The sequence below is a fragment of the Kitasatospora sp. NPDC042419 genome, assembly GCF_056437345.1.
This window is the reverse complement of record NZ_JBWKAW010000014.1, coordinates 107,414-132,436: the sequence shown is the minus strand read 5'-3', so window position 1 is coordinate 132,436 and position 25,023 is coordinate 107,414. Positions and strand designations below refer to the sequence as shown.

20 protein-coding genes, 1 tRNA gene and 1 pseudogene are annotated in these 25,023 nt (G+C 73.8%); 10 read left to right on the top strand and 12 right to left on the bottom strand.

Annotated elements, in window-relative coordinates; all coding sequences use genetic code 11:
- Window positions 1-139: 139 nt before the first annotated feature.
- From AC067J_RS25055 to AC067J_RS25045, 3 genes are all read right to left on the bottom strand, one after another.
- Complete coding sequence (locus tag AC067J_RS25055) at window positions 140-565, bottom strand: YunG family protein (protein ID WP_327678850.1); 426 nt, start codon at window positions 563-565, stop codon at window positions 140-142.
- Between the two features lie 43 nt (window positions 566-608).
- Window positions 609-1,025 carry a PPOX class F420-dependent oxidoreductase gene (locus AC067J_RS25050; RefSeq protein WP_478302858.1) on the bottom strand — a complete coding sequence of 139 codons (417 nt, stop codon included), beginning with the start codon at window positions 1,023-1,025 and terminating at the stop codon, window positions 609-611.
- Between the two features lie 195 nt (window positions 1,026-1,220).
- On the bottom strand, window positions 1,221-1,781 hold the full coding sequence (locus AC067J_RS25045) for a GlcG/HbpS family heme-binding protein (RefSeq protein WP_478302695.1): 561 nt from the start codon (window positions 1,779-1,781) through the stop codon (window positions 1,221-1,223).
- 258 nt (window positions 1,782-2,039) lie between these two features.
- Between AC067J_RS25045 and AC067J_RS25040 the strand changes: the two genes are divergently transcribed.
- The 3 genes from AC067J_RS25040 (at window position 2,040) to AC067J_RS25030 (ending at window position 5,335) form a co-directional block, all read left to right on the top strand.
- Entirely contained in the window at window positions 2,040-3,434 is a 1,395-nt protein-coding gene (locus AC067J_RS25040) for a sensor histidine kinase (RefSeq protein WP_478302694.1), read from the top strand.
- Complete coding sequence (locus AC067J_RS25035; protein WP_478302692.1) at window positions 3,431-4,075, top strand: response regulator; 645 nt, start codon at window positions 3,431-3,433, stop codon at window positions 4,073-4,075. The genes AC067J_RS25040 and AC067J_RS25035 overlap by 4 nt, the downstream gene beginning before the upstream one ends.
- 588 nt (window positions 4,076-4,663) lie before the next feature.
- The gene (locus AC067J_RS25030) at window positions 4,664-5,335 is read left to right on the top strand and encodes a TetR/AcrR family transcriptional regulator (protein WP_478302691.1); all 672 of its coding nucleotides are present in this window, start codon (window positions 4,664-4,666) and stop codon (window positions 5,333-5,335) included.
- A gap of 179 nt (window positions 5,336-5,514) precedes the next feature.
- Here the strand turns inward: AC067J_RS25030 and AC067J_RS25025 are convergent, their stop codons facing one another.
- Window positions 5,515-8,001: an ABC transporter permease gene (locus AC067J_RS25025; RefSeq protein ID WP_478302856.1), complete on the bottom strand. Its 2,487-nt coding sequence runs from the start codon at window positions 7,999-8,001 to the stop codon at window positions 5,515-5,517.
- Complete coding sequence (locus AC067J_RS25020; protein ID WP_478302689.1) at window positions 7,998-8,732, bottom strand: ABC transporter ATP-binding protein; 735 nt, start codon at window positions 8,730-8,732, stop codon at window positions 7,998-8,000. Before AC067J_RS25020 ends, AC067J_RS25025 begins: the two co-directional genes overlap by 4 nt.
- A gap of 86 nt (window positions 8,733-8,818) precedes the next feature.
- Here AC067J_RS25020 and AC067J_RS25015 point away from each other — a divergent pair, with 86 nt between their 5' ends.
- Window positions 8,819-9,427, top strand: a complete 609-nt coding sequence (locus tag AC067J_RS25015; protein WP_478302688.1) for a response regulator transcription factor — start codon at window positions 8,819-8,821, stop codon at window positions 9,425-9,427.
- A 116-nt stretch (window positions 9,428-9,543) separates the two neighbouring features.
- On the opposite strand, the gene AC067J_RS25010 is transcribed toward AC067J_RS25015, so the two are convergent.
- Complete coding sequence (locus AC067J_RS25010) at window positions 9,544-11,718, bottom strand: sensor histidine kinase (RefSeq protein ID WP_478302687.1); 2,175 nt, start codon at window positions 11,716-11,718, stop codon at window positions 9,544-9,546.
- A 156-nt stretch (window positions 11,719-11,874) separates the two neighbouring features.
- Window positions 11,875-12,468 carry an MBL fold metallo-hydrolase gene (locus AC067J_RS25005; RefSeq protein WP_478302686.1) on the bottom strand — a complete coding sequence of 198 codons (594 nt, stop codon included), beginning with the start codon at window positions 12,466-12,468 and terminating at the stop codon, window positions 11,875-11,877.
- Window positions 12,469-12,612: 144 nt separating this feature from the next.
- Here AC067J_RS25005 and AC067J_RS25000 point away from each other — a divergent pair, with 144 nt between their 5' ends.
- Window positions 12,613-13,521, top strand: coding sequence for a GlxA family transcriptional regulator (locus AC067J_RS25000; RefSeq protein ID WP_478302854.1), 909 nt, complete (start codon window positions 12,613-12,615; stop codon window positions 13,519-13,521).
- An 84-nt stretch (window positions 13,522-13,605) separates the two neighbouring features.
- Here AC067J_RS25000 and AC067J_RS24995 read toward each other — a convergent pair.
- Window positions 13,606-13,679, bottom strand: a tRNA-Gly gene (locus AC067J_RS24995).
- A 267-nt stretch (window positions 13,680-13,946) separates the two neighbouring features.
- Between AC067J_RS24995 and AC067J_RS24990 the strand changes: the two genes are divergently transcribed.
- On the top strand, window positions 13,947-14,183 hold the full coding sequence (locus AC067J_RS24990) for a hypothetical protein (RefSeq protein ID WP_327678876.1): 237 nt from the start codon (window positions 13,947-13,949) through the stop codon (window positions 14,181-14,183).
- Between the two features lie 82 nt (window positions 14,184-14,265).
- Window positions 14,266-14,841, top strand: coding sequence for a dCTP deaminase (dcd, locus tag AC067J_RS24985; RefSeq protein WP_478302684.1), 576 nt, complete (start codon window positions 14,266-14,268; stop codon window positions 14,839-14,841).
- Window positions 14,842-14,951: 110 nt separating this feature from the next.
- Here dcd and AC067J_RS24980 read toward each other — a convergent pair whose 3' ends face one another.
- From AC067J_RS24980 to AC067J_RS24965, 4 genes and pseudogenes are all read right to left on the bottom strand, one after another.
- Window positions 14,952-15,842, bottom strand: a complete 891-nt coding sequence (locus AC067J_RS24980; RefSeq protein ID WP_478302682.1) for an alanyl-tRNA editing protein — start codon at window positions 15,840-15,842, stop codon at window positions 14,952-14,954.
- Window positions 15,843-16,027: 185 nt separating this feature from the next.
- Window positions 16,028-17,053 (bottom strand): Yip1 family protein, encoded by a 1,026-nt coding sequence (locus AC067J_RS24975; RefSeq protein WP_478302680.1) that lies wholly within the window; start codon window positions 17,051-17,053, stop codon window positions 16,028-16,030.
- Window positions 17,054-17,297: 244 nt separating this feature from the next.
- A pseudogene (gene manB / locus AC067J_RS24970) lies at window positions 17,298-18,371 on the bottom strand (mannose-1-phosphate guanylyltransferase); the annotation flags it as partial.
- Window positions 18,372-18,682: 311 nt separating this feature from the next.
- Window positions 18,683-20,902 carry a (Fe-S)-binding protein gene (locus AC067J_RS24965; RefSeq protein ID WP_478302678.1) on the bottom strand — a complete coding sequence of 740 codons (2,220 nt, stop codon included), beginning with the start codon at window positions 20,900-20,902 and terminating at the stop codon, window positions 18,683-18,685.
- Between the two features lie 347 nt (window positions 20,903-21,249).
- On the opposite strand from AC067J_RS24965, the gene dnaK reads away from it, so the two are divergent.
- The 3 genes from dnaK (at window position 21,250) to dnaJ (ending at window position 25,021) form a co-directional block, all read left to right on the top strand.
- Window positions 21,250-23,088 carry a molecular chaperone DnaK gene (gene dnaK, locus AC067J_RS24960; RefSeq protein ID WP_478302676.1) on the top strand — a complete coding sequence of 613 codons (1,839 nt, stop codon included), beginning with the start codon at window positions 21,250-21,252 and terminating at the stop codon, window positions 23,086-23,088.
- Window positions 23,085-23,723 carry a nucleotide exchange factor GrpE gene (grpE, locus tag AC067J_RS24955; RefSeq protein WP_478302674.1) on the top strand — a complete coding sequence of 213 codons (639 nt, stop codon included), beginning with the start codon at window positions 23,085-23,087 and terminating at the stop codon, window positions 23,721-23,723. Before dnaK ends, grpE begins: the two co-directional genes overlap by 4 nt.
- Before the next feature lie 143 nt (window positions 23,724-23,866).
- Window positions 23,867-25,021 (top strand): molecular chaperone DnaJ, encoded by a 1,155-nt coding sequence (gene dnaJ, locus AC067J_RS24950; protein ID WP_478302672.1) that lies wholly within the window; start codon window positions 23,867-23,869, stop codon window positions 25,019-25,021.
- Window positions 25,022-25,023: the final 2 nt, after the last annotated feature.

The window sequence follows — 25,023 nt, the reverse complement described above, 5'->3', positions numbered from 1 at the left end:
CGGTCGTCCGCCCACGATGCACCCGACTGTACGTCAGCCGGCCGCACCGGCCCGGGGGCAGGACGTGCCGCTGCGGGCCCGCTGCCGCCCGTGACGGGACCTGCGGCAGGCCGCTGCCCGCCCGGGCCGCGGGCGCCGCTCAGGCGCAGGCGCGCTCCGGCAGCCGGGTGGCGGTGACCGCCCGGCCGGCCTCCAGGTGCGCGACGACCCGGCCGCGCAGCAGCTGGTACTGGGCCTGGAGCCGGCCCGGGCGCTGCGGGCGGGCGACCGGACGGCCGGGGCCGACCCGTTCGTCCGGGCCGAACCGCGAACGGGTGAGGTCGACCTCGACGCCGGCGGCGGACCGGTTCCACCAGTGCAGGTCCGTCCGGACGCCGCCGACGTACACCTCGCCCATCATCAGTTCGCCGCCGAGCAGGTCGTGCACCACCAGGGCCGTCGCCCCGCACTGGCCGCGGGCGGGGTTGTCGGGACGCCAGTGGGCCAGGTCCTCGGGCGCGCAGGTGTCGACACCCCAGGAGGAGCGGATCGCACGTTCGATGTCGTTGAGGGTCCACGCCGTCATAGCGGGAAGCCTGCCACGCGCCACTGACAGCGGCACAGGCTTTTCAGTGGGCAACTCCGTGTTCTGCGCCGACCTTCTCGATCTTCACCCGTACGAGGAGCTCGCCGGGGACGCCGTTGCGGGCGCCGTACTGCTCGGCGAGGTCCTCGCCCATGTACCGGGCGGCGATCCTGGTGGCCCACTCCCGTACCTCGGGGAGGTCGTCGACGAGTCGCGCGGTGCCCTGGACCAGGACGTAGGAGAACGGCGGCCGCTCGTCGTCCACGCAGAGCATCACCCGGCCGTCGCGGGCCAGCGTGCGGCCCTTGACGGTGGCGGCGCCGGTGTTGAAGACGATCTCGTCACCGTCCAGCAGGAACCAGACCGGCGCCACGTGCGGGCGGCCGTCGGCCCGGGTGGTGGCGATCTTGGCGGTGCGGGTGCCGGCGGCGAGGAAGGCGCGCCACTCGGCTTCGTTCATGTCTGCCATGCACCCATCCTGACCGGTCGGGCGGTGCGGCGCGCGGATGTCCGGCAAGCTCGTACGCGCCGGAGTGCGCCGGAGTGCGCGGGCCCGTACGGGTTCCCGTGCCGCCGGGCCCGGCCTGTACGTCCGGTGCGCGCCGGGGCGGTCGGGGGCCCGCCCCGGCACGCACGTCCGTGCCGGGCGCCCCCGCTACTTGGCGAGCGCCGCGACGCCGGCCTGCGCGAACTGCTCGTCCAGGTCGCCGCTGGGCGCGCCCGCGACACCGATCCCCGCGACCGGCGCGCCCTTGGCCTGCACCGGGGCACCGCCGGCGAGGAACAGCGTGCCCGGGATGTCCTTGAGGTTCGGCGCCTGGGCCAGCCGCTTGGCCAGCTCGGAGGTGGGCGCGTTCCAGGAGACCGCCGTGAACGCCTTCCGCTCGGCCGACTCCGGGGACTGCGGGCCGGCGCCGTCGCCCTTGAGCAGGACCCGGGTGATGCCGTCGCGGTCCACCACCGCGACCGAGACGTGCTGGCCCGCCTTGGTGGCCGCGTCCAGGGTGGCCTGGGCGGCCTTGGTGGCGGCCTCGACGGTCAGACCGGTCGTCTGGGTGAGGTTCCGGTTCTGGGTGTCGGCCTTGACGGCGGCCGCGACGGCCGGGGTCTCGGTGGACTCGGCGCTGGCCGAGACGGCGCCCACGGTGGCGGCGGCCAGCGCGGCGGCGACGACGGTGCCGGTCAGCACCTTGGTGCGAACGGAGGTCTTCTTCATGGTCCGGCTCCTCGTGGGATCGGTGGTGGGGACGGGATCGATCCTCCGGTCCCGGCCCCCTCCGCCACATCGGCGTTCCGGACACCGCCCGCAGGCATCATGGACGACGGACCCGTCAGCCGATCGGTTGATGCGCGCCCGGGCCGAACGGGTCACCATCGAGGGATCGGCGCAGCTCGGCGCCGTACCCGCGCGCGGCGGCCGGGACCGGGCGGACGGACGGACGGAACAGCAGCCGGCGGAGTGAGGAGCGGCCCCATGGACCACCACGGCCGCCCCCGCCGCGCCCCCGGCGCCCGGGCGCACGGGCCGCACGGCGCCGCCCCGCACGGCGCCGAGCAGCACGCCGCCGAGCACGCCGCCGAGCACGACGCCGCCGAGCAGGACCCCCGCCTCCCCGACCGGGACGCGGGCCGGCTGGCCGTCCTCCTCGACTCCGCCTTCCTGCTCCTGCTCGCCACCTCGCTCAGCCGCTTCCTCACCCACCACCCGGGCAACCCGCGCCTCCCCTGGGTGCTCGGCCTGGGCATCGCGCTCGCCGTCGTCCAGCCGGTCGGCTCCTGGCTGGCCCACCACCGCCCGCCCGCCCCGGGGCGCCGCCGCCGGCTCTGGCCGCTGACGGTGGTGATCGTGCTCTGGGTGGTCCTGGTGCTGCTGGCGCCGAGCTTCGCGTGGTGCGCCGTCCCGCTCGTCTACACGGCGCTGCGGACCCTGCCGGCCCGGGCGGCGATCCCGCTGGTCGCGACACTGACCCTGCTGGTGGTGGTCGGCGAGGTGCGGCTGCCGGGCGGGGTCGACGCCAACCTGCTGCTGCTGCCGCCCGCCGTCGCGGCCCTGGCCACCTCGGTCTTCCTCTACATGGAGCGGCAGGCCGAGCGGCAGCGGGCGCTGATCTCCGACCTGGTCCACACCCGGCGCGAGCTCGCCGCCACCGAGCGCCGGGAGGGCACCCTGGCCGAGCGCGAACGGCTGGCGATGGAGATCCACGACACCCTCGCCCAGGGCCTCTCCAGCCAGCAGATGCTGCTCCAGGCCGCCGACCGCACCTGGGACGGCGATCCGGCGACCGCGCGCGCCCACGTCCGCACCGCCGCCGAGGTGGCCGCCCGGAACCTCGCGGAGGCCCGCCGCTTCGTCCACGACCTCGCGCCGGCCGAGCTCGCCGACGGCCGCACGCTCGACCAGGCGCTCCGCTCGCTCGCCGAACGGGAGTCCGCCGAGAGCGGGCTGCCGGTCCGGTTCCACCTGGACGGCACCCCCGCCCCGCTGCCGGCCGCCGCGCAGTCCGCGCTGCTGCGGATCGCCCAGGGCGCGCTGGCCAACGTCCGGGAGCACGCCGGGGCGTCGACCGCCGCGCTCACCCTCTCCTTTCTCGGCGACCAGGCCGTGCTGGACGTCGCCGACGACGGCCGCGGCTTCGACCCGGACGCCCCCGGCACCGGCACCCCCGCCGTGCCGGGCACGGCCGCGCCCGCCGGCAACCGCGGCCACGGCCTGCCGGCGATGCGCGCCCGGCTGCGCCAGCTCGGCGGCACCCTGACCGTGGAGAGCGCCCCCGGTGAGGGGACCGTGGTCTCCGCCGCGATCCCGCTCGCCCCCCGTCCGCACCCGGCCCCCGCCGAGCAGCGCCGACAAGCCCCGGAGCCCCGATGAACACCGCCCCCGCAGCGTCCCCGGTCCGGCTGCTGGTCTGCGACGACCACGCCGTCGTCCGGGCCGGGCTGCTCGCCCTGCTGGCCAGCGCCGGTGACATCGAGGTGGTCGGCGAGGCGAGCAACGGCGAGGAGGCCGTCGAACTGGCCGCCCGGCTCTCGCCCCAGGTGGTGCTGATGGACCTCCAGCTCGGCGACGGCATCGACGGGGTGGAGGCGACCCGGCGGATCACCGCCGCCCCGGGTGCACCGCACGTGCTGGTCCTCACCACGTACGACACGGACGCCGACATCACCCGGGCGATCGGTGCGGGCGCCACCGGCTACCTGCTGAAGGCCGAGCGGCCGGAGGAGCTGTTCGCCGCGGTGCACTCGGCCGCGCAGGGCCGGACGGTGCTCTCCCCGCCGGTCGCCTCCCGGGTGATGGCGCAGATGCGGGCCCCGGCGCCGCAGCTCACCGAGCGCGAACTGGAGATCCTCGCCCAGCTGGCCCAGGGGCTCGGGAACCGGGAGATCGCCCGCGCGCTGTTCATCAGCGAGGCGACCGTGAAGACCCATCTGGGCCGGATCTACGACAAGTTGGGCGTCGACACCCGGGCGGGCGCGGTGGCCGTCGCCAAGGAGCGCCGCCTGCTGCGCTGAGCGTCCGAACGGACCCGCTCCGTATCGGCAGCCGATCGGAATGTCGGATTCCGAAGCGGTCCGGACGGCCCGTTCCCGACCCCTCCCGACCCGTGTTCCGCTCCTCGTGCGAACGGCCCTTTCCCGCAAACGACTTCCCAGGGCGGGCTCCAGCCCGCAGAATGTGGATGTTTCGTGGATTCGGCTATTGACAAACCAACCATGCGGTTTGTTACCGTAACGATCAACGACGCCCCGCAGACAGGGGACCTGCCGGGCCTGTGCGGAGAGCTCTCGCCGGAGAGTGCGCCAGGGGGGACGGCAGGAGTCCAGGGGAGTCGGGGGGAGCGACGTATCGAGTCGCGCGAACGCGGCGCGGGGCGAGTCCGGGGGGACTTGCCCCGCGCCTCCCTGCTTTTCCCCACCGCCGCTTTTCCCCACCGCCGCTTTTCCCCACCGCCGCTCTTCCCCACCGCCGGGCATCCCCGCCGCCACCGCTCACCCTGCGCCTCCCCTGCGCCTCCCCCGTACTTCCGCTGCGCCCCGCCGCGCCCATCCGGGTAAACTGCACCGAGTAGTGCAACACAAGCCCGAGGAGGGGACCGCCCGATGAGCGCAGCGAACCCGGCATCCACCGCCGGCTCACGCCGGATGCCGGAGAAACGGCAGGCCATCGCCCGCGCGGCGAGCACGGTGTTCGGGCGCGAGGGCTACACCCGGGCGAGCGTCGACGCGATCGCCACCGAGGCCGGGGTGTCCAAGCGCACCATCTACAACCACTTCGGGGACAAGGAGAAGCTCTTCCTCTCCGTCGCCCTGGAGACCGCCGGCGAACTCACCGAGATCGTCGCCGTCCTCGCCGACCGCCACCTGCACAAGATCGTCGACCTGGAGGCCGACCTGGTCGCCTTCGCCGTCGACCGCGCCAAGGCCGTTCTCGCGGCCGGCGAGCACTACGCACTCGGCCGGACCATCCGCGCCGAGGCCGGCAACATCCCGCCCGACGTCCTGAACGCCTGGCTCGCCGCCGGCCCGCTCGCCTCCCAGCGCGACCTCGCCGCCCACCTCGCCCGCCTGGCCGGCCAGGACCTGCTGACGGTCGACGACCCCGACCTCGCCGCCACCCACTTCACCCTGCTCACCTTCAGCGGCGCGGCCGACCAGTCCTTCTACGGCGCCGTCCCGATCTCCGACGCCGCCCTCCACACCACCGTCGGCACCGGCGTCCAGGCCTTCCTCCGCCTCTACCGCCGCGCCACCCCCCGCCCCGCCGACGCCTGACCCCGCCCCCTGACCCCGCCGTCCCGACCGCCCCGCCGTCCCGGTCCGCCGTCCGGGCCGCCCCACCGGGTGCCCGCGACGAAGAGAGCCGCGGGTCCGAGGACCTGCGGCTCTGCGACGTGGAGCGGGCGGCCGGAGCGGGCGGCCGGCCCCTCAGACCGACCCCTCAGGTCGAGCCCTCAGGCCGACCGCTCCCGGTTCCTCAGCGCGGCACGCGCGGGAAGCCAGGTCCCCAGGGCCGCGAGCACCGCACCGCCGGCGACGACGACCCCGAGCTGTCCGAGCGGTACGGCGACCGGGGCCGTCCCGCGGGTGATGCCCTGGGCGTAGGTGGTGAGCACCCCGAACGCGATGCCGAGGCCCAGCACCGTGGCGATCGCGACGGAGGCCGCGGTCTCCCAGCCGAGCATCCGGCGGACCTGGCGGCGGGTCGCACCGGTCAGCCGCAGGGCGGCGAACTCGTGGCGGCGGTCCGTGATGCTCATGGCCAGCGTGTTGAGGACGGCGATGGCGACGAAGGCGACGATCAGGCCGAGGGTGACGTAGCCGATCTGGGCGCTCGTCCGGTTGCCCGCGGACTGGGCGGTGACCCGGTCCAGGACCCCGATGCCGGGCTCGGCCCGCAGCGCCGCGGCCAGGCCCTCCCGGGTGACGCCCTCGCCCCGGACGAGCAGGCTGTCGTCGAGGGGCACGTCGACGTGCGCGGCGACCAGGCCGTGCGCCAGGGTCAGGTCCCCGAAGCCCATGCCCCGGGCGTACAGGGCGACGACGGTGACCTCGGCCGGGACGCCGTCGGCGAGGGTGAGCCGGACCCGCTGGCCGACCCGGTAGCCCAGCCCGTCCGCGGCCGCGGCCGTCCCCTCCGCCAGCCCGCCGAGGTCGCCCGCGGTCACGCCGAGGTCGAGGGTGTCGGACAGCCGCCCGGGCGTGACCGCCTGCACGCTGCGCTTGGTCAGACCGTCCCGCACCTGGGTGTGCAGCACCCGGGTCACCGTCCGGACGCCGGGGACGGCGGCCACCGAGGCGGCGGCGGAGGCGGGGACGCGGGGCCCGACGACGTAGTCGGCGACGTTCCCGCGGTCGCGCTGCGCACCCGTGGCCCCGTCCACGGTGGTCTCGGTGAAGAGGATGGTGCAGGCCATCGCGATCAGCAGGGTCAGCGGGGTGACGACCGAGGCCAGCCGGTGCGCCGCGGCGCGCAGGTTGTGCGCGGCGAGGTAGCCGCCCACCCGGGAGGCCCGCAGCGGCAGGCCCAGCACGGCGGCAGCGGCCCGGGCGACCGGCGGGCCGAGCAGGGCGAGCGCCGTGCACCACAGCAGGACGGCGTTGAAGCAGACCGGGGTGGAGGCCTGGTCCGAGTGCAGCGCGGTGAGCAGGACGGTGAGCACGACGGCGCCGGCGGTGGCGAGGACGCCGAAGACGATCCTGGCCCAGCCGATCCGCGGCGGCTTGAGCTCGGCCTCGCCGAGGGCCTCGACCGGCTTGATGGCGGTGGCCCGCCGGGCCGAGATCCGGGCCGCGCCCCAGCCGGCGAGCAGGGTGGCGGCGGCCGCGGCGACCGCGGGGAACGGGGAGAGGACCACCGGGAAGTTCGCGGGGATCACGTCCAGGGTGACGAACCGGTCGTGCAGCCAGCCGCCCAGCGGCAGGCCCGCGACGGCGCCGAGGGTTCCGGCGGCCAAGCCCACGACGAGCGCCTCGCCGCCGATCATCTTCCGGATCTGCCGCCCGGTCGCGGCGACGGCGCGCAGCACCGCGATCTCGCGCTGGCGCTGCTGGATCGACAGGCCGAAGGTGCCGACGACGACCAGCAGGGCGACGATCAGGGAGGTGCCGGCCAGGACGGCGCCCATGCTGACCAGGCGGACCTGGGCGTTGGCGGCGTCGGGGAACTCCACCCGGCCGCGGTCGTCGCCGGTGCGGACCACGGCGGCCGGGCCTCCCCCGGCAGCCGGGACCGCCCCGCCCCGGAGCAGGGCCCTGACGTCGGCGGCGGCCGAGGGCGAGGCCGGGAACACGCCGATCGCGCTGACCGCGCCGTCGTGGCCGGCGAGCCGGCGGGCCTGCTCCGGGGCGAAGAACACCGCGGCCTGGCTGGCGAACCCCTGTGCGGTGACGCCGACGACGCGGAGGTCCAGCGTCCCCGTGGCGGTGCGGGCCCGCACGGTGGAGCCGGCGGACAGGTGGGCCCGGGCGGCCGTGGCCGCGTCCAGCACGACCTCGTCGGCCGCCGACGGCGCGCTTCCCGAGGCCAGCGTCAGGCCGGCCAGCGGCGCGGACTCCCATCCGTGGCCCCACGAGTTGCGCGTGCGGCCGCCGGGCAGCAGCACCGGGAACATCACCTCGGTCGTGACGGTCCCGACCGAGGGCAGGGCCGCGATGCGCCCGGCGAGGGCGGCGGACACCCAGGCCCGGTCGGTGATCGGCTTGGCCTTCTCCTTGGTCTTCCCCTCGCCGCGGTCCTCGACGTGGTGGACGTCCTGGTCCCCGGTGACCACGATCGGCGCGGCCGCGTACCGCTCGGGCTCGACGCTGCCGAGGAGCCCCGTGGTCAGCAGCGTTCCGCAGCCGCAGACCAGGGCCGCGGCGCAGAACAGGGCGACGAAGGCGCCCGCGAATCCGGCCCTGCGGTGCCGGAGGGTGGCGAGGGCGAAGCTGAGCATCATCGGTTCCACGCTCCCAGGCGGATCATGCGGTCGGCGACCTTGGCCGCGGTCGGCCCGGACATCGTGTCGGCGACCCGGCCGTCGGCCAGGAACAGGACGTCGTCGGCGTAGGACGCGGCGACGGGGTCGTGGGTGACCATGACGATGGTCTGGCCGAGCTCGTCGACGGTCTGCCGGAGCAGGGTCAGGACCTCACGGGCGGTCATGGTGTCCAGCGCGCCGGTGGGTTCGTCGGCGAAGAGGACCTCCGGGGCCGAGATCAGCGCCCGGGCGATGGCGACGCGCTGCTGCTGGCCGCCGGACAGCTGGCCCGGGCGGTGTCCGGTCCGCTCCTGCAGGCCCACCCGGCCGACGAGTTCGGTCAGCCGGGCGGCGTCGGCGCGCCGGCCCGCCAGGCGCAGCGGCAGCGTGATGTTCTGCTCGACCGTCAGCGAGGGGATGAGATTGAAGGCCTGGAACACGAACCCCGCGCGCTCCCGGCGCAGTTCGGTCAGCTTGGTCTCGCTGAGCCGGGACAGGTCGGTGTCCCCCAGCCGGACGGTCCCGGACGTCGGGCGGTCGAGGCCGGCCGCGCAGTGCAGGAACGTGCTCTTGCCCGACCCGGACGGCCCCATCACGGCGGTGAACCCGCCCTTGGGCAGCCGCACCGTCACCTCCCGCAGCGCGGCGACCGCGCCCCGACCCTTGCCGTAGACCTTGCTCACGGCTTCCAGACTGATCGCTTCGCTCATGGCCCCAAGCCTTCCGGCCCGCGGCCCCCACCGGCAGGGACGGCGTCACGAGCCACCCGTGACATCGTCACGGGTAGGGTCGTCGCATGATCAGACTCCTGCTGGCGGAGGACCAGCACGTGGTGCGCAGCGCGCTGGTGGCGCTGCTGGAGCTGGAGCCCGACCTGGAGGTCGTCGCGCAGGCCGGTTCCGCCGACGACGTGGTGCCGCGGGCGATGGTGTTCACCCCGGACGTCGCGGTGCTCGACATCGAGATGCCGGGGCGGCTGGACGGTCTGCACGCGGCCGCCGCGCTGAAGGAGAAGCTCCCCGGCTGCCGGACGCTGATGCTCACCTCGAACGGCCGGCCCGGCCTGCTCCGCCGGGCCCTGGACGCGAAGGTCGACGGCTTCCTGCTGAAGACCGCGCCGCCGGAGGAGCTCGTGGCGGCGATCCGGCAGGTGGCCGGCGGCGGCCGGGTGCTGGACCCGGGGCTCGCCGTCGCGGCGTGGGACCTCGCCGACAACCCGCTGACGCCGCGCGAGAACGACGTGCTGCGGGAGCTGGCCGAGGGCGCCGAACCGCCGGAGATCGCGGCACGGCTGCACCTGTCGACCGGGACCGTCCGCAACGTGCTGACCGCGGTCGTCGGCAAGCTGGACGCCCGGAACCGGACGGACGCGGTGCGCATCGCGCGCGAGGCCGGCTGGCTGTGACGCGGGGCCGGGCGGACCGCGAGGCCGGCTGGCTGTGACGCGGCGCCGGGCGCCGCGCGGCCGGACGGCTGTGCGCGTGGCCGGGCGGGGGGTGTCCGCCGGGGTCGCGGTGGGCGTCAGCCCTGCGGCACCTCGGCGCGCAGCACGTACCAGCCGTCGTCCGGACCGGCCGCCAGGGTGCCGCCGATCGCGGTGAGACGGACCGTCAGCCCGCCGACCCCGGAACCGGGTGCGCTGACGCCGTCCGGCACCCCGTCGTTCTCCACCTCCAGGCGCACCCGCGCCCCGTCCGACGAGGTGGCGATCCGCACGTGGCGCGCGGAGCTGTGCCGCAGGACGTTGGTGACGGCCTCACGGAGCACCACGCTCAGGACGGCCCCCGCCGCCGCCGGCACCGGCTCGTCGTCGACCTCCACCTTGATGGCGGCCGCCTCCAGGACCGCCGTCGCCGACACCAGTTCCGCGGCGAACGACAGCCGGAGGCCGTCACCGGCCACCGTCCGCAGCTCGGTGTCCCCGCGCTCGGCCAGCCGCACGATGTCCCGCAGCTCGGCCCGGCTGCGACCGGTGTCCGCGACCGCCAGCCGCCGGGCGAGCTCGGCCTTGAGCAGGATCGCGGTCAGCCCGTGGCCGAGCAGGTCGTGCAGGTCGCGGGCGGCGCGCAGGCGCTCGGTCACCACGGCGGCCCGGGCCAGCCCCGCGCCCACCCGCTGGAGCTCCCGCACCAGGCGGACCAGGCGCAGCATCCCGTGGACCACGACGCAGCTGATCAGGACGTCGACGGCGGCGAACAGCCCCCGCACCGCACCACCGCCGGCGGCGACCGCGTCACCGGCGAGCGTGCCGCCGGTGATCGCGGCGCCCGTGATCAGGCCGCCGGCCGCCGCCGCGGCGGCCGCGAGCGCCAGTCCGGCCCGCAGCGGCAGGGCGGTCAGGAGCGCGCCGGCGAGGATGCCGACCGCACCGATCCAGTTCCGCCCGAACCACGGCAGCGGCAGGAAGGCGAGGGCCGCCGAGGCGAGCAGCAGCAGACGGGCGGGGCGCGCCGTGTCCAGGGTCGAGAAGCGGATCTGGAGTCCGCAGAGGAGCAGCAGGCACGGAACGCCGAGGCCGAGCAGCGGCACGGGGATGAACAGCAGGGCCTTGACGCAGAAGGTGCCCAGGACGACGACGTACAGGCCGAGCACCGTCCGCAGCTCCGGCGGATCGGCGGAGTCCGCCGGCGCGGGGGTGGCCGCGACCGCCGCCTCGACGGCGAAGCGCCCGTCCGGTTCCAGCCCCGCCGTCAGCGAGCCGCCCACGCCGCGGACCCGGTCGGCGAGGCCGTCGAGGACCTCGGCCCCGAGCGCGGCCGTCGGCACCCCGTCGCTGACCACCCGCAGCACCACCTGGCCGGCCCGCTCTCCGGTGACGATCTCGCACCGCCGCGCGTCACCGACCCGCACGACCGCGGTGACCGCTTCGCGCAGCACCGTCGCCAGCACCGTCCCGGCCGGGCCGAGCGGCTCCGAGTGCCCGATGCGGAGGTCGGCGGCGATGCCGGCGGAGGCGAGCAGGGCCCGGGCGCTGGCCGCCTCGGGCGCCAGCGAGAGGCTGCGCAGCTCGGCCGCCGTGGCGCGGGTCGCCGCCAGGGTCCTGCGCGCCGTGGCGATGAGGGTGTCCAGCAGCGCCGGGTCGTCCCGGAGCGCCAGGCCGTGGACCTCCCGCAGGCCCTCGGAGAGGCCGGTCCGCAGGCTGGAAGCGATGCGCAGGCGTTCGGCGGTCACCGCGGAGGCCGCCAGGGTGAGCCGCGCGGCGTGGACCCGCGTCGCTAGCAGCGCGAGCGTGGTGACGGCGTAGAGCATGATGCCGCCGATCACCAGGATGAGCGTCAGGTCGAGGGTGTCGCGCGCGCTGCCCGACCGCACGCCCTCGGTCAGCGCCGCCGCGCCCACGAGCAGGAGCAGCGGCACCCGTCGGCGCTCCACCAGCAGCGAGGCGGCCGGCAGGCACAGCAGCCCGATCGAGACGCCGAGCGGAACGACCGCCAGCCAGCCGACGGCCGCCTCCGCGACCGTCCAGACCACCGGCGCCGCCCCGGGGACGATCCGCCGCACCCCCGGTGAGACGTGCCGCAGCTGCACCGCCACCAGCGCCACGCACGCCACGACGACCACCAGCCCGGCACCCGGCTCCGCGGGCACCCGCGCCAGCCCCTTCAGGAAGTGCACCGAGGCCACGGCGGCGGCCACCCCGACCACCAGCGCACGTGACAACCGCGACGCGACATCGCCGCCCGAGACCCCCTCCACCCGGGCATGGTACGCCGGGGAAGATCGACTCCGCCCCGGTGCGGCCGCCCCCGGCCGGCCCCTGCGCTCCGGCGGCCGACCCCCGTGCGGCCGCCGGTGCCCGGAACCCCCTCGCCGCCGTCGTCCCGGTCCGCGACGCGGCCGGGAGGGCGCGGCTCAGCGCGGTGCGGTGTCGTCGGCCGGGAAGGCCGGACCGTGGCCGGGCACGATCACGTCCGCCGAGGCCAGCACCCGGAGCCGGGAGGTCAGGAGCACGTCGTGGTCCGGCGCCACCGGGTCGTCCACCGGACCGTTGGGCCGCCACCACAGGTCGCCCACGAAGGCGACGACGCCGGTGTCGGTGCCCGCCAGCAGCGTGATGTCCTCGACGCTGTGCCCCGGGGTGCGGATCAGCCGCAGGGAGGGGGTGAGCTCGTAGCCCTCGGCGTCGCGGTCGGTCCACTGGTCGTCCCGGTAGATCGCCTTGTGGTCGTGCACCCGGGCCCGGCCGAACAGGCCGACGTTCATGGTGTTGTCCGGGTGGTGGTGGCTCAGCACCACGTCGGTGATGTCGTCGGGGCCGAGCCCCAACTCGGCGAGCGGGCCGAGGATCCGGTCCCGGCCGGCCACCATGCCGGGGTCGACGATCACGTGGTGCTCCCCGTCGGTGACGTAGGAGACGGTGGCGGCGACACCGGGACCGGTGGAGAGGGTGTAGCCGGTGGTCAGGATCGTGTACACGGCGCTGCGGCCGAGCGGGGCGTCTGTCATGACTCAGAGTCTTCCGGGCGGGCCGCCCAGCCACGAGTGGCCCTGCTGCCACCGATCGCAGGAATCGTGCCAGCGGAACCGTGCCAGACTCCCCACGTGCCGCCATTCGTGACTGTCGCCGCCTACGCCCCGCCCGGCGTGGGCATGCTCGGGGCCGGGATCGCCTCCGAGGTGTTCGACGCCCGGGGCCAGGGCCTGCCCGGCTTCGACTTCGCCCTGTGCACCGACCGGCCGGGACAGGTCCGCACCGACGTCGGCCTCCCGCTCCTGGTCGGGCACGGCCTGGACCGGCTGGCCGCCGCCGACCTGGTGATCGCCCTCCCCTGGGCGGACTTCCGCACGCCCCCGGCACCCGCCGTGCTCGAAGCCCTGACCACCGCGCACGAACGCGGCGCACTGGTCGCGGGGCACTGCGTCGGCACCTTCGCGCTCGCGGCGGCCGGGCTGCTCGACGGCCGGCGCGCCACCACCCACTGGCGCTTCGCCGCCCTGCTGGCCGACCGCTACCCGGCCGTCACCGTCGAACCCGAAGCCCTGTACATCGACGAGGGCCGGATCATCACGGGCGCGGGCGCCGCCGCCGGCTTCGACCTCTGCCTGCACCTGCTGCGCCGGGAGCACGGAGCCGTGACGGCCAACACCATCGCCCGCGACCTCGTCCTGCCCTCCCACCGCGACGGCGGCCAGGCCCAGTACCTGGCCACCCCGATCCCCGAGGACTGCCAGGACGAGCGGCTCGCCGAGGTGCTCTCCTGGGCCCGCGAGCACCTCCACGAGCCGCTCCCCGTAGCGGAGTTGGCCCGGCGGGCACTGATGAGCAGGCGCTCCTTCGCCCGCCGCTTCAGCGCCGCGACCGGGACCACCCCGCACGCCTGGCTGCTCGGCCTGCGGCTCAGCCGCGCCGAGGAACTCCTGGAGACCACGGACCTGCCGGTCGAGGAGGTCGCCCGCCTGGTCGGCTACGGGAGCGCGGCCGTCCTCCGCGCCCAGTTCGTGCGCCGCCGCGGAGTACCACCGCGCTCCTACCGCCGCTCCTTCACCCGCACCCCGTGACCCCCGGCCGGAGCCGCCCCGCACCGCCCCGACCCACCTCGGACAACGGAAAAGCCCCAGGTCGTCGACCTGGGGCTTTACCTCTGGAGCGGGCGACGAGAATCGAACTCGCGCTCTAAGCTTGGGAAGCTCATGTTCTACCATTAAACTACGCCCGCCTGACGAGCTGTCAGAGACCGCTCGATCTGGATTCACTGTACCCCATGGGTGACACCCGTTGCACAAGTGGTCCGGGGTCGTGGCGGAGCCGCCGGAGGCGGGGGCGGAGGCGTACTGTTTGGGCCGCGTGAGAGTGCCGCGGCGGGTGGGGCGCGGGGCGGCGAGCCTTGGTGTGGAATGTCCGGAACATCCCCTAATGTGACGCTGGTCCCGGGGGCTTTCGCCCGTTCGGGGCGCGACGAGTACGGGTGAGTACCGGGGTAAGGATGGGAAGGGGATCGATGGAGCAGCGCGCCGTCGTTCGTTGTGCCGAGGGGCACCTGTTCAGCACCACCACGTTCCCGATGCAGAATCTCGGGCCGGGCCGGCTCGGGCCCGGGCGGCTGATCCGCTGCCCGCAGTGCGGGCGGATGAGGAGTTCGGTGCTGGCCGACGTGCGGGAGCTGTCCGGGCCGCAACTGGCCCGGGCCCTGCGGCTGGAGGCCGCGGAGTTCCTGGCCTGACAGGGGCGACCGCGGGACGGGAGTGACAGGTGCGGCCCCGGGCGATTCGTCCGGGGCCGCGTCGTGCACGTAACCTCGAAGCGTGCTGCTCTCTGACAAGGACATCCGGACCGAGATCGACAAGGGCCGGGTCGTGATCGACCCGTACGACCCCGCGATGATCCAGCCCTCCAGTATCGATGTGCGACTGGACCGCTTCTTCCGGGTCTTCGAGAACCACCGCTACCCGCACATCGACCCCTCCGAGGAGCAGCCGGACCTGACCCGGCTGGTCGAGCCGGAGGGCGACGACGCGTTCATCCTGCACCCCGGCGAGTTCGTCCTGGCGTCGACCTACGAGGTCATCACGCTGCCGGACGACGTCGCCTCGCGCCTGGAGGGCAAGTCCAGCCTCGGCCGCCTCGGGCTGCTGACGCACTCCACGGCCGGCTTCATCGACCCGGGCTTCAGCGGGCACGTCACGCTGGAGCTGTCGAACGTCGCGACGCTGCCGATCAAGCTCTACCCGGGGATGAAGATCGGGCAGCTCTGCCTGTTCCGGCTCTCCTCGCCGTCCGAGCACCCGTACGGCTCGGAGCGCTACGGCTCGCGCTACCAGGGGCAGCGCGGCCCGACGCCGTCCCGCTCCTACCTGAACTTCCACCGCACCACCACCTGAGGCGCGCGCCGCAGCCGGCGCGCGACAGCAGAGCAGACGCCGACGTGGGCGGTCACTCCGGGCGACCGGGGTGACCGCCCACGGGCGTTCCGCGGGTGCGGCGCCGGTGGTCAGGCGCGCTTCGGGCGGGTGACGGCGACCAGCTCGCTGCCGTCCTCGGAGAGCCGCAGCTCGGTGCGGAGCTCGCTCAGCTCGCCCAGGTGGTGCAGGTGGGTACCGCCGCAGAAGATCTGCGCCGGGCCCTCGGGCAGCTCGCAGTGCCACTGGCGGCGGGCGGTGAGCTCCGGGCCGGGGACGTCGATGCGGACCGGGGCGTCGGCGGCGACCCAGGCGGCCAGCCGCCGGTTGACGGCCTCGGTGAGGGCGGGGAGGGCCTCGGCGAGCGCCGGGTACTCCTCGGTGGCCTCGGCGGTGAAGCCCTTCTTGCGGAGCGACTTCCCGAGCCGGTAGGTGTCGGTGCTCGCCTCGGTGTCCATCACGGAGCTCGCCATGGCGAGGCTGTCGAAGTCCGGGTGGCCGAAGGCGTCGGAGCGGCCCGGGTCCTTGCGCCAGCGCGGGGCGAGGGCCTCGTTCAGGGCCAGGGCCAGCAGGTGGCAGCCGCTGTGCGAGGCGCAGAGCGCGGCCCGGCGCTCGGCGTCGACGGTGAGGACGGCGGTCCGGCCGACGATGTCGCCCGGGTCGGCCGCCACCACGTGCAGCACCAGCCAGGACCACTCCTCGTCGCCGCGCCGGACCGGGATGTCGGCACCGACCAGCGGGTCGCCGCCCTCGGGGCCGACGGCGCCGGTGAGGCAGTCGACGACGGCCAGCACGGCGCCGTCGACGGTGAGGGTGCCGAGGTCGGCCGGCTGGTCGGGCCAGGTGTGGTCGAGCGGGTGGAACGGGGTCGCCCCGGTGACGACGGCGTGGCGGCCGCCGTCCAGCGGGTGCACCGCGAGCACCGTCGACTCGCCGGTCACCGCCCCGGCCGGGAAGCTGACGTGGGTGGTGGGGAGGGTCATGCCTGGCTCCGTGCGGGTGAGGGTGGACACTGCGATGCGGAAAAAGCGGACGGGCCCCGTAGGCGGGGCCCGTCGACCATTCTCCCCCGGCCCGGAGCGGCAGGGGGAGCTGGGGAGAGGTGGGAAGAGCTGCGGAGAGCTGCGGAGAGCTGCGGAGAACTGCGGGGAACGGGGGCCGGACGGGCTCAGCCCAGGGTCGGCAGCTTGATCAGCACCAGCAGCGCCAGCAGTTGCAGCGCCGCCGCGCCGGCCGCCTTGCCCCACGGCAGGTCGTGCACCCGGCGGACCATGGTGGTCAGCAGGACGGCGCAGAACAGCCAGGTGGCCCAGCCGACGACCTGGACGACGATGTTGTCGGCGGGCAGCGCGAGCGCCAGCAGCAGCCGAGGCGCGTCGGTGGTCCAGCCGATCAGCACGGCGAGGCCGACCGTCGACTTCCACGGGCCGTCCCCGCCGAACTGCCGGGCGAGCGCGTACGTCACCGCGCCCAGCATGCCGCCGGCCAGGGTGAAGCCGATCGCCGCCGCGAGCAGCGAGGTGAGCGCCACGGTGAAGGTCGAGTTGACCACGTCGTCGCGGGTCATGCCGATGCCGAGCACGGCGAGGGCGCCGTACAGCAGCGAGACGGTGACGGCGGGCAGCCAGACCTGGTGGTCGCGGGTGCGGTCGAAGATCGCGGTGGGGGTGCGGAAGAGGCCGGCCAGCAGCTCGCGCCAGGTCGGCCGCGGCCCGGCGGCGTGCGGCGCGGACTGGCCGCCGGCGCGGTAGACGGCGACGTTGTCCCCGCCGTAGGCCTGCTCGTCGGGGTGGGCCTGCTCCTGCCCGTACGGTTCCTGCCCGTACGGCGCCCGGTAGGGCTGCCCGTGCTCGTCGTAGTAGTACGGCTCGCCCGCGTACGGGTCGCTGCCGACCGGGAACGCCCGGGTGTGGCCCGGCTGGTCGGCGGCGTACGGGTCGTGCGGAGCCTGCGGGGTGCCGGGGCCGGGGCCCTGGGAGGCGTACGGGCCTTGCGACGCGTACGGGCCCTGAGGGGCGTACGGGCCCTGGGAGGCGTACGGGCCGCCCTGCTGCGGAGCGCTCTGCGGGCCGGTGAAGTACTCCGGCCCGTCCGTCGGCCCGTACCCCCCGGGCGCTGCCTGCTGCTGCGGAGGCGCCGACCACCCGCCACGGGGATCGGCGCCCTGACCGCTGTCGTATCGATTGCCAGCCACGCTCTGAAGGTACCCGCCCGGCCGGTTCCGTGGCGGCCGGGCACCGGACCGGGTCCGGTTTGCAGCGAGCCTGTGACGCCCGCCGGAACGGGTGCGGCCGGCGGGGCCTGCGGACGGCACGGGGCCGCCGGGCCACCAGGGGCCCGCGGGGCCACCGGGCCACCCGGAACTAGCGCTGGACGCCGACCTTCGGGCCGTGCACCGCCGCTGCGGCACTGGTGCCCGCCGGGCAGCCGCCGGGGCCCGCCGAGGTGCGGACGGCGCCGGCCGGCAGCAGGGTGCCGCAGGCGATCCGGATGCCGTTCGGCAGCTCGTTGTCGGGCTCGACGACCGCCCCGTCGCCGATCACCGCACCGTCCAGCGCGGTCCGCTCGCCGACCGTGGCGTAGGCGCCCACGATCGAGTCCTTGACCAGGGTGTCCGACCCGATGACCGCGCCGGGCAGGATCACGCTGCCCTCGACGATCGCGCCGGCCTCGACGACCGCGCCCTCGGAGACCACGGTGCCGCCGCTCAGCACCGCGCCGCGGTGGACGGTGGAGCCGGGCAGCAGCAGGGCGTCGCCGGTCGGGCCGGGGACCGCCGGCGAGTCGACCTTGCCGAGCACGAGGTCGGCCGAGCCGCGGACGAAGGCGGCCGGGGTGCCGAGGTCCAGCCAGTAGGAGGTGTCCACGACGCCGCGCAGCAGCGCGCCGGTGGCCAGCAGCTCGGGGAAGGTCTCGCGCTCGACGGAGACCTCGCGGCCGGCCGGGATGCGGTCGATGACCGAGCGGGTGAAGACGTAGCAGCCGGCGTTGATCTGGTCCGTGACGATCTGCTCCGGCGTCTCCGGCTTCTCCAGGAACTCCAGCACCCGGCCGTGCTCGTCGGTCGGGACGAGTCCGAAGGCGCGCGGGTCCTCCACCCGGGTGAGGTGCAGGGTGACGTCGGCCCCGGCGGCCACGTGGCCGTCGCGCAGGGCGGCGATGTCGACGCCGGAGAGGATGTCGCCGTTGAAGACCAGGACCGGCTCGTCGGGGCCGCAGGTCAGGCCGGTGGCGGCGTTGCGGATGGCGCCACCGGTGCCGAGCGGCTCGCGCTCGGTCAGGTAGACCAGCTCGATGCCGTACGGGGTGCCGTCCTGGAAGTGGTCCTCGAAGACCTCGGCCAGGTAGGAGGTCGCGAGCACCACGCGGGTGACCCCGGCCGCTGCCGCGCGGGCCAGCTGGTGCGCGATGAACGGGACGCCTGCCACGGGCAGCATGGGCTTGGGGGTGTGGGTGGTCAGCGGACGCAGTCGCGTGCCCTTACCACCGACCAGCATGATCGCCTCGGTCATGGTCTGCGCTGTTCCCCTTGTGGTCTCTACGGCCCGGCCCGGCGGGCCGATACCTCCGTCGGTGGTCAGAAAAGCCGTTCCGGGAGCCGGAACGGATCGACCGGCACGAGGGCCGGTCCGGCGCCTACTGTATTTCCTTCTGACAGGGACGCCGCCCGTCGGTCCGGCGGTTGGCACGCCGTCCGACGGATTCGCACCCGAAAAGCCCGGCCCGGCGGGCGCTCGTGGCACCCGCCGGGCCGGGCGGTTGTTGCAGAACTGTCGAACAACTGGGCGTCAGGAGAGTCCAGTTAGGGCCGTCGCCGACCCGTTCAGGCGTCGACGGTCTCGGCTTCGGCCTCGGCCGGCGGTGCCGCCTTGACCGAGTCGAGCAGCAGCTGGGCCACGTCCACGACCTTCAGGTGCTCCTTGGCCGCGCCCTCGTTCTTCTTCCCGTTGACCGAGTCGGAGAGCATCACCAGGCAGAACGGGCAGGCGGTGGAGACGATGTCCGGGTCGAGGGACAGCGCCTCGTCCACGCGCTCGGTGTTGATCCGCTTGCCGATGCGCTCCTCCATCCACATCCGCGCGCCGCCGGCGCCGCAGCAGAAGCCGCGCTCCTTGTGGCGGTGCATCTCCTGCTGGCGCAGACCCGGGACCTTGTCCATGATCTCGCGCGGCGGGCTGTAGACCTTGTTGTGGCGGCCCAGGTAGCAGGGGTCGTGGTAGGTGATGAGGCCCTCGACCGGGTTGACCGGGACGAGCTTGCCCTCGTCGATCAGGTGCTGCAGCAGCTGGGTGTGGTGGATGACCTCGAAGTGGCCGCCCAGCTGCGGGTACTCGTTGGCGATGGTGTTGAAGCAGTGCGGGCAGGTGGCCACGATCCGCTTGACCGGGGCGTCCTCCAGCGCGGCGTTCAGCGTCTCGACGTTCTGCGCGCCGAGCATCTGGAAGAGGAACTCGTTGCCGAGGCGGCGGGCGGAGTCACCGGTGCAGGACTCCTCCTTGCCGAGGATGGCGAACCGCACGCCGGCGGTGTGCAGCAGCTCCGCGAAGGCCTTGGTGGTCTTCTTGGCGCGGTCCTCCAGGGCGCCGGCGCAGCCGACCCAGTAGAGGTACTCGACCTCGGCGGGGTCGATGTCCTCACCGATGACCGGCACCTCGATGCCGGTCTCCTTCTTGAGCTCCTTGACCCAGTCCAGGCGGGCCTTGGTGGCCATGCCCCACGGGTTGCCCTTGTTCTCCAGGTTCTTGAGCATCGCCCCGGCCTCGGTCGGGAACGAGGACTCGATCATCACCTGGTAGCGGCGCATGTCGACGATGTGGTCGATGTGCTCGATGTCCACCGGGCACTGCTCGACGCAGGCGCCGCAGGTGGTGCAGGACCACAGCACGTCCGGGTCGATGACGCCGTTCTCCTCGGCGGTGCCGATCAGCGGGCGCTCGGCCTCGGCGAGGGCGGCCGCGGGGACGTCGGCGAGCTGCTCGGCGGTGGCCCGCTCCTCGCCCTCCATGTCCTTGCCGCCGCCGGCGAGCAGGTAGGGCGCCTTGGCGAAGGCGTGCTCGCGCAGGCTCATGATCAGCAGCTTGGGCGAGAGCGGCTTGCCGGTGTTCCAGGCCGGGCACTGCGACTGGCAGCGGCCGCACTCGGTGCAGGTGGAGAAGTCGAGGATGCCCTTCCAGGAGAAGTGCTCGACCTGGGAGACGCCGAAGACGGCGTCGTCGGCCGGGTCCTCGAAGTCGATCGGCTGTCCGCCGCTGGTCATCGGACGGAGCTCGCCGAGGGCGACGTCGCCGTCCTCCTCGCGCTTGAAGTAGATGTTGAAGAACGCGAGGAAGCGGTGCCAGGCGACACCCATCGACGGGTTGATGCCGATGGTGATGGCCCAGGCGAAGGAGGTGCAGATCTTCAGCATCGCGAAGAGGTAGACCAGGTTCTCCAGGGTGCCGTGCGACAGGCCCTTGAAGGCCAGCACCAGCGGGTAGGAGACCAGGTACTTCACCTCGTACGAGCCCACGTGCTCCAGCGCGCCCTCCAGGCCGCGCAGGATCATGATGCAGAGGCCGATGCCGAGGATCGTGTACTCGACGTAGAACGCCTGCCAGGCGATCGAGCCGGCGAAGCGGGACTTGCGGCCCGCCCGGCCGGGGAGGCTGAGCAGGCGGATCACGATGAGGGTCGCGATGCCGAGGGTGGTGAGGGTGCCGACCAGTTCGGTGAACAGCTCGTACGGCAGCCAGCCGCCGAGCACCGGCAGCACGAACTCGGCGTCGAACAGCTGGAAGAAGGCGGTCAGCAGGGTCAGGCCCAGGGTGAAGAAGCCGACCGCGACGAACCAGTGGGCGACGCCGACGACGCCCCAGCGGTTCATCCGGGTGTGGCCGACGAACTCGACCGCCACGGTCTTCGCGCGCTGGGCGGGCTGCCCGAACCGGGACGCGTCCGGCTGGCCGGTCCGCACCACCTTGTAGATGTACAGCGCCGCACGGGCGGCGAGCGCGGTGCCGACCACGAACGTGACCAGCGAGATGACGATCGCTGCTAGCTGCATCGGCTCTCCGTCTCCTGCGGCTTGCTGGGTTTGCAGACTCTCGGGGTGATTGTACTCGTCGGTAACTTCCAGGGCCGACGGGCCGGACATTACCGCTCGTTAACACTTCTCCTGAAGATGCTCAAGGTATGGCGGCAGTCACGTAAGTGCACCCTGCCACCCGGCAAGTGCGCCGCCGACCACCGCCCCGCGTCACGGGAGCCCCGGCCGGACGGTCCGCCGGGGGCCTCCCTCGGGCATCCGGCTCAGCAAAGTTGAGCGAGCCGGACTCATGGCTGTTGACGCTCCCCGCCCCGTCGTGCATCCTTGAGCCCGTAAAGCTCAACTCTTCCGTGGAGGTATCTACGATGGCACGCGCGGTCGGCATCGACCTCGGCACGACGAACTCGGTCGTCAGCGTTCTGGAGGGTGGCGAGCCCACCGTCATCACGAACGCCGAGGGCGCTCGGACCACGCCGTCCGTCGTCGCCTTCGCCAAGAACGGCGAGGTGCTCGTCGGCGAGGTGGCCAAGCGCCAGGCGGTCACCAACGTTGACCGCACCATTCGCTCGGTCAAGCGCCACATGGGCACCAGCTGGAAGATCGGCCTGGACGGCAAGGACTTCAACCCCCAGCAGATCAGCGCCTTCGTGCTGCAGAAGCTGAAGCGGGACGCCGAGGCGTACCTGGGCGAGACCGTCACCGACGCCGTCATCACCGTCCCGGCGTACTTCTCGGACTCCGAGCGCCAGGCCACCAAGGAGGCCGGTGAGATCGCGGGCCTCAACGTCCTGCGCATCGTCAACGAGCCGACCGCGGCCGCCCTGGCCTACGGCCTGGACAAGGACGACCAGACCATCCTGGTCTTCGACCTCGGCGGCGGCACCTTCGACGTCTCCCTGCTGGAGATCGGCGACGGGGTCGTCGAGGTGAAGGCCACCAACGGTGACAACCATCTCGGCGGCGACGACTGGGACCAGAAGGTCGTCGACCACCTGGTGAAGGTCTTCCAGGCCGGCCACGGCGTCGACCTGTCCAAGGACAAGATGGCCCTGCAGCGTCTGCGCGAGGCCGCCGAGAAAGCCAAGATCGAGCTGTCCTCGTCCTCCGAGACCTCGATCAACCTGCCCTACATCACGGCCTCGGCCGAGGGCCCGCTGCACCTGGACGAGAAGCTCACCCGCGCGCAGTTCCAGCAGCTCACCTCCGACCTGCTGGAGCGCTGCAAGGTCCCGTTCCACAACGTGATCAAGGACGCGGGCATCGCGCTCTCCGAGATCGACCACGTCGTCCTCGTCGGCGGCTCGACCCGCATGCCGGCCGTCGCCGAGCTCGTCCGCGAGCTGACCGGCGGCAAGGACGCCAACAAGGGCGTCAACCCGGACGAGGTCGTCGCCATCGGCGCCGCGCTCCAGGCCGGTGTCCTCAAGGGCGAGGTCAAGGACGTCCTGCTGCTCGACGTCACCCCGCTGTCCCTCGGCATCGAGACCAAGGGCGGCATCATGACCAAGCTGATCGAGCGCAACACCACGATCCCGACCAAGCGCTCCGAGATCTTCACCACGGCCGAGGACAACCAGCCGTCCGTGCAGATCCAGGTCTACCAGGGCGAGCGCGAGATCGCCGCGTACAACAAGAAGCTCGGCATGTTCGAGCTGACCGGCCTGCCGCCGGCCCCCCGCGGCCTGCCCCAGATCGAGGTCACCTTCGACATCGACGCCAACGGCATCATGCACGTCGGTGCCAAGGACCTGGGCACCGGCAAGGAGCAGAAGATGACCGTCACCGGCGGCTCCGCGCTGCCGAAGGACGACATCGAGCGCATGATGCGCGAGGCCGAGCAGTACGCGGAGGAGGACCACAAGCGCCGCGAGGCCGTGGAGACCCGCAACCAGGCCGAGCAGCTCGTGTACTCCACCGAGAAGTTCATCGCCGACAACGCGGACAAGCTGCCGGCCGACGTCAAGACCGAGGTCGAGACCGCCATCGGCGAGCTCAAGGAGGCCCTGAAGGGCGAGGACATCGCGAAGATCCGCGAGGCCTCCGAGAAGGTGTCCACCACCGCGCAGAAGCTCGGCCAGGCGCTCTACGCCAACGCCGACGCCGCCGGCGCCGCCCCGGCCGGTGACGCCGCCGGTGCCAAGGACGACGACGTCGTCGACGCCGAGATCGTGGACGACGAGAAGCCCAAGGGCGGTGCGGCATGACGGAGAAGCCGCAGGGTGCTGAGCCCGGCGACGACTCCGCCGCCGAGGAGGCCGTGATCAAGGCTGCCGAGGAGGCCGCCGCGGCCGGTGCCGATTCGGCCGCGGCCGGCGGGTCGGACGACCTCGCCACGGCCAAGCGCGAGCTGGCCGAGCGGACGGGTGACCTCCAGCGCCTCCAGGCCGAGTACCAGAACTACCGCAAGCGGGTCGAGCGCGACCGGCTGACGGTCCGCGAGATCGCCGTCTCCAACATCCTGGAGTCGCTGATCCCGGTCCTGGACGACATCGGCCGCGCCCGCGACCACGGCGAGGTGACCGGCGGCTTCAAGTCCGTCGCCGAGTCGCTGGAGACCGTCGTCGCCAAGCTGGGCCTGCAGCAGTTCGGCAAGGAGGGCGAGCCCTTCGACCCGACCATGCACGAGGCGCTGATGCACAGCTACTCCTCGGAGGTCACCGAGGACACCTGCGTCCAGATCCTCCAGCCCGGCTACCGGATCGGCGAGCGGATCATCCGCCCGGCGATGGTCGCGGTCGCGGAGCCCCAGCCGGGCACCCAGACCACGTCCGGCCCGGACGCCGACACCGCCAAGGGCGGCGACAAGAAGGACCAGGCCGACGGTGGCTCGGACAGCTGACCACCGGTGACGGCTGACAACCTGTGCGCTGCGGAGTCGTACGCCGGCCAGTACGGCGGCCGGCTCCGCAGCGCGCTGTCGACGGGCCACGGCCGGCCCGTTGACAGCTCTGTGACGATGGACCTCGGGAGGTGGCGGCAGCCATGAGCGGCAAGGACTACGTGGAGAAGGACTACTACAAGGTCCTCGGCGTGCCCAAGGACGCCACCGCCACCGAGATCAAGAAGACCTACCGCAAGCTGGCGCGCGAGTTCCACCCCGACGCCAACAAGGGCGACGCGGCGGCCGAGGAGCGGTTCAAGGACATCTCCGAGGCGTACGACGTCCTCTCGGACGAGAAGCGCCGCAAGGAGTACGACGAGGCCCGCAGCCTCTTCGCCAACGGCGGCTTCCGCGCCGGCAACGCCGGCAACGGCAACTACAGCTTCGACTTCGGCGACCTGTTCAGCGGCAACCAGACCGGCAGCGGCAGCGGCGGCCTCGGTGACGTCTTCGGCGGCCTGTTCAACCGCGGCGGCACCCGGCAGGCCCAGCCCCGGCGCGGCGCCGACGTCGAGACCGAGGTGACGCTCTCCTTCGAGGAGGCCGTCGACGGCGCCACCGTCCCGCTCCGGATGACCAGCCAGGCCCCCTGCCGCCTCTGCAACGGCACCGGCGCCAAGGCCGGCACGACCCCCCGGGTCTGCCCCACCTGCGTCGGCTCCGGCACCGTCAGCCGCGGCCAGGGCGCCTTCGCCCTCTCCGAGCCCTGCCGGGACTGCCGCGGCCGCGGCATGATCGTCGACGACCCGTGCACCGACTGCCACGGCAGCGGCCGGGCCAGCTCCGCCCGCACCATGCAGGTCCGGATCCCGGCCGGCGTCCAGGACGCCCAGCGCATCCGCCTCAAGGGCAAGGGCGCGCAGGGCGAACGCGGCGGCCAGCCCGGCGACCTCTACGTCACCGTGCACGTCGATCCGCACCCCGTCTTCGGACGCAAGGGCGACAACCTGACGGTGACCGTCCCCGTCACCTTCCCCGAGGCCGCGCTGGGGGGCACCATCGAGGTGCCGACCCTCAACGGGCCCTCGGTGAAGCTCAAGCTCCCGCCGGGCAGCGCCAACGGCCTGACCCTGCGGGCCCGCGGCAAGGGCGCCACCCGCAAGGACGGCACCCGCGGCGACCTCCTGGTCACCGTGGAGGTCGTGGTGCCCCAGCACGTCACCGGTGACGCGCTGGCCGCCCTGGAGCAGTACCGCGAGGCCACCGCCTCCGACGACCCACGAGCCGCCCTGTTCCGAGCGGCGAAGGGAGCGTGACG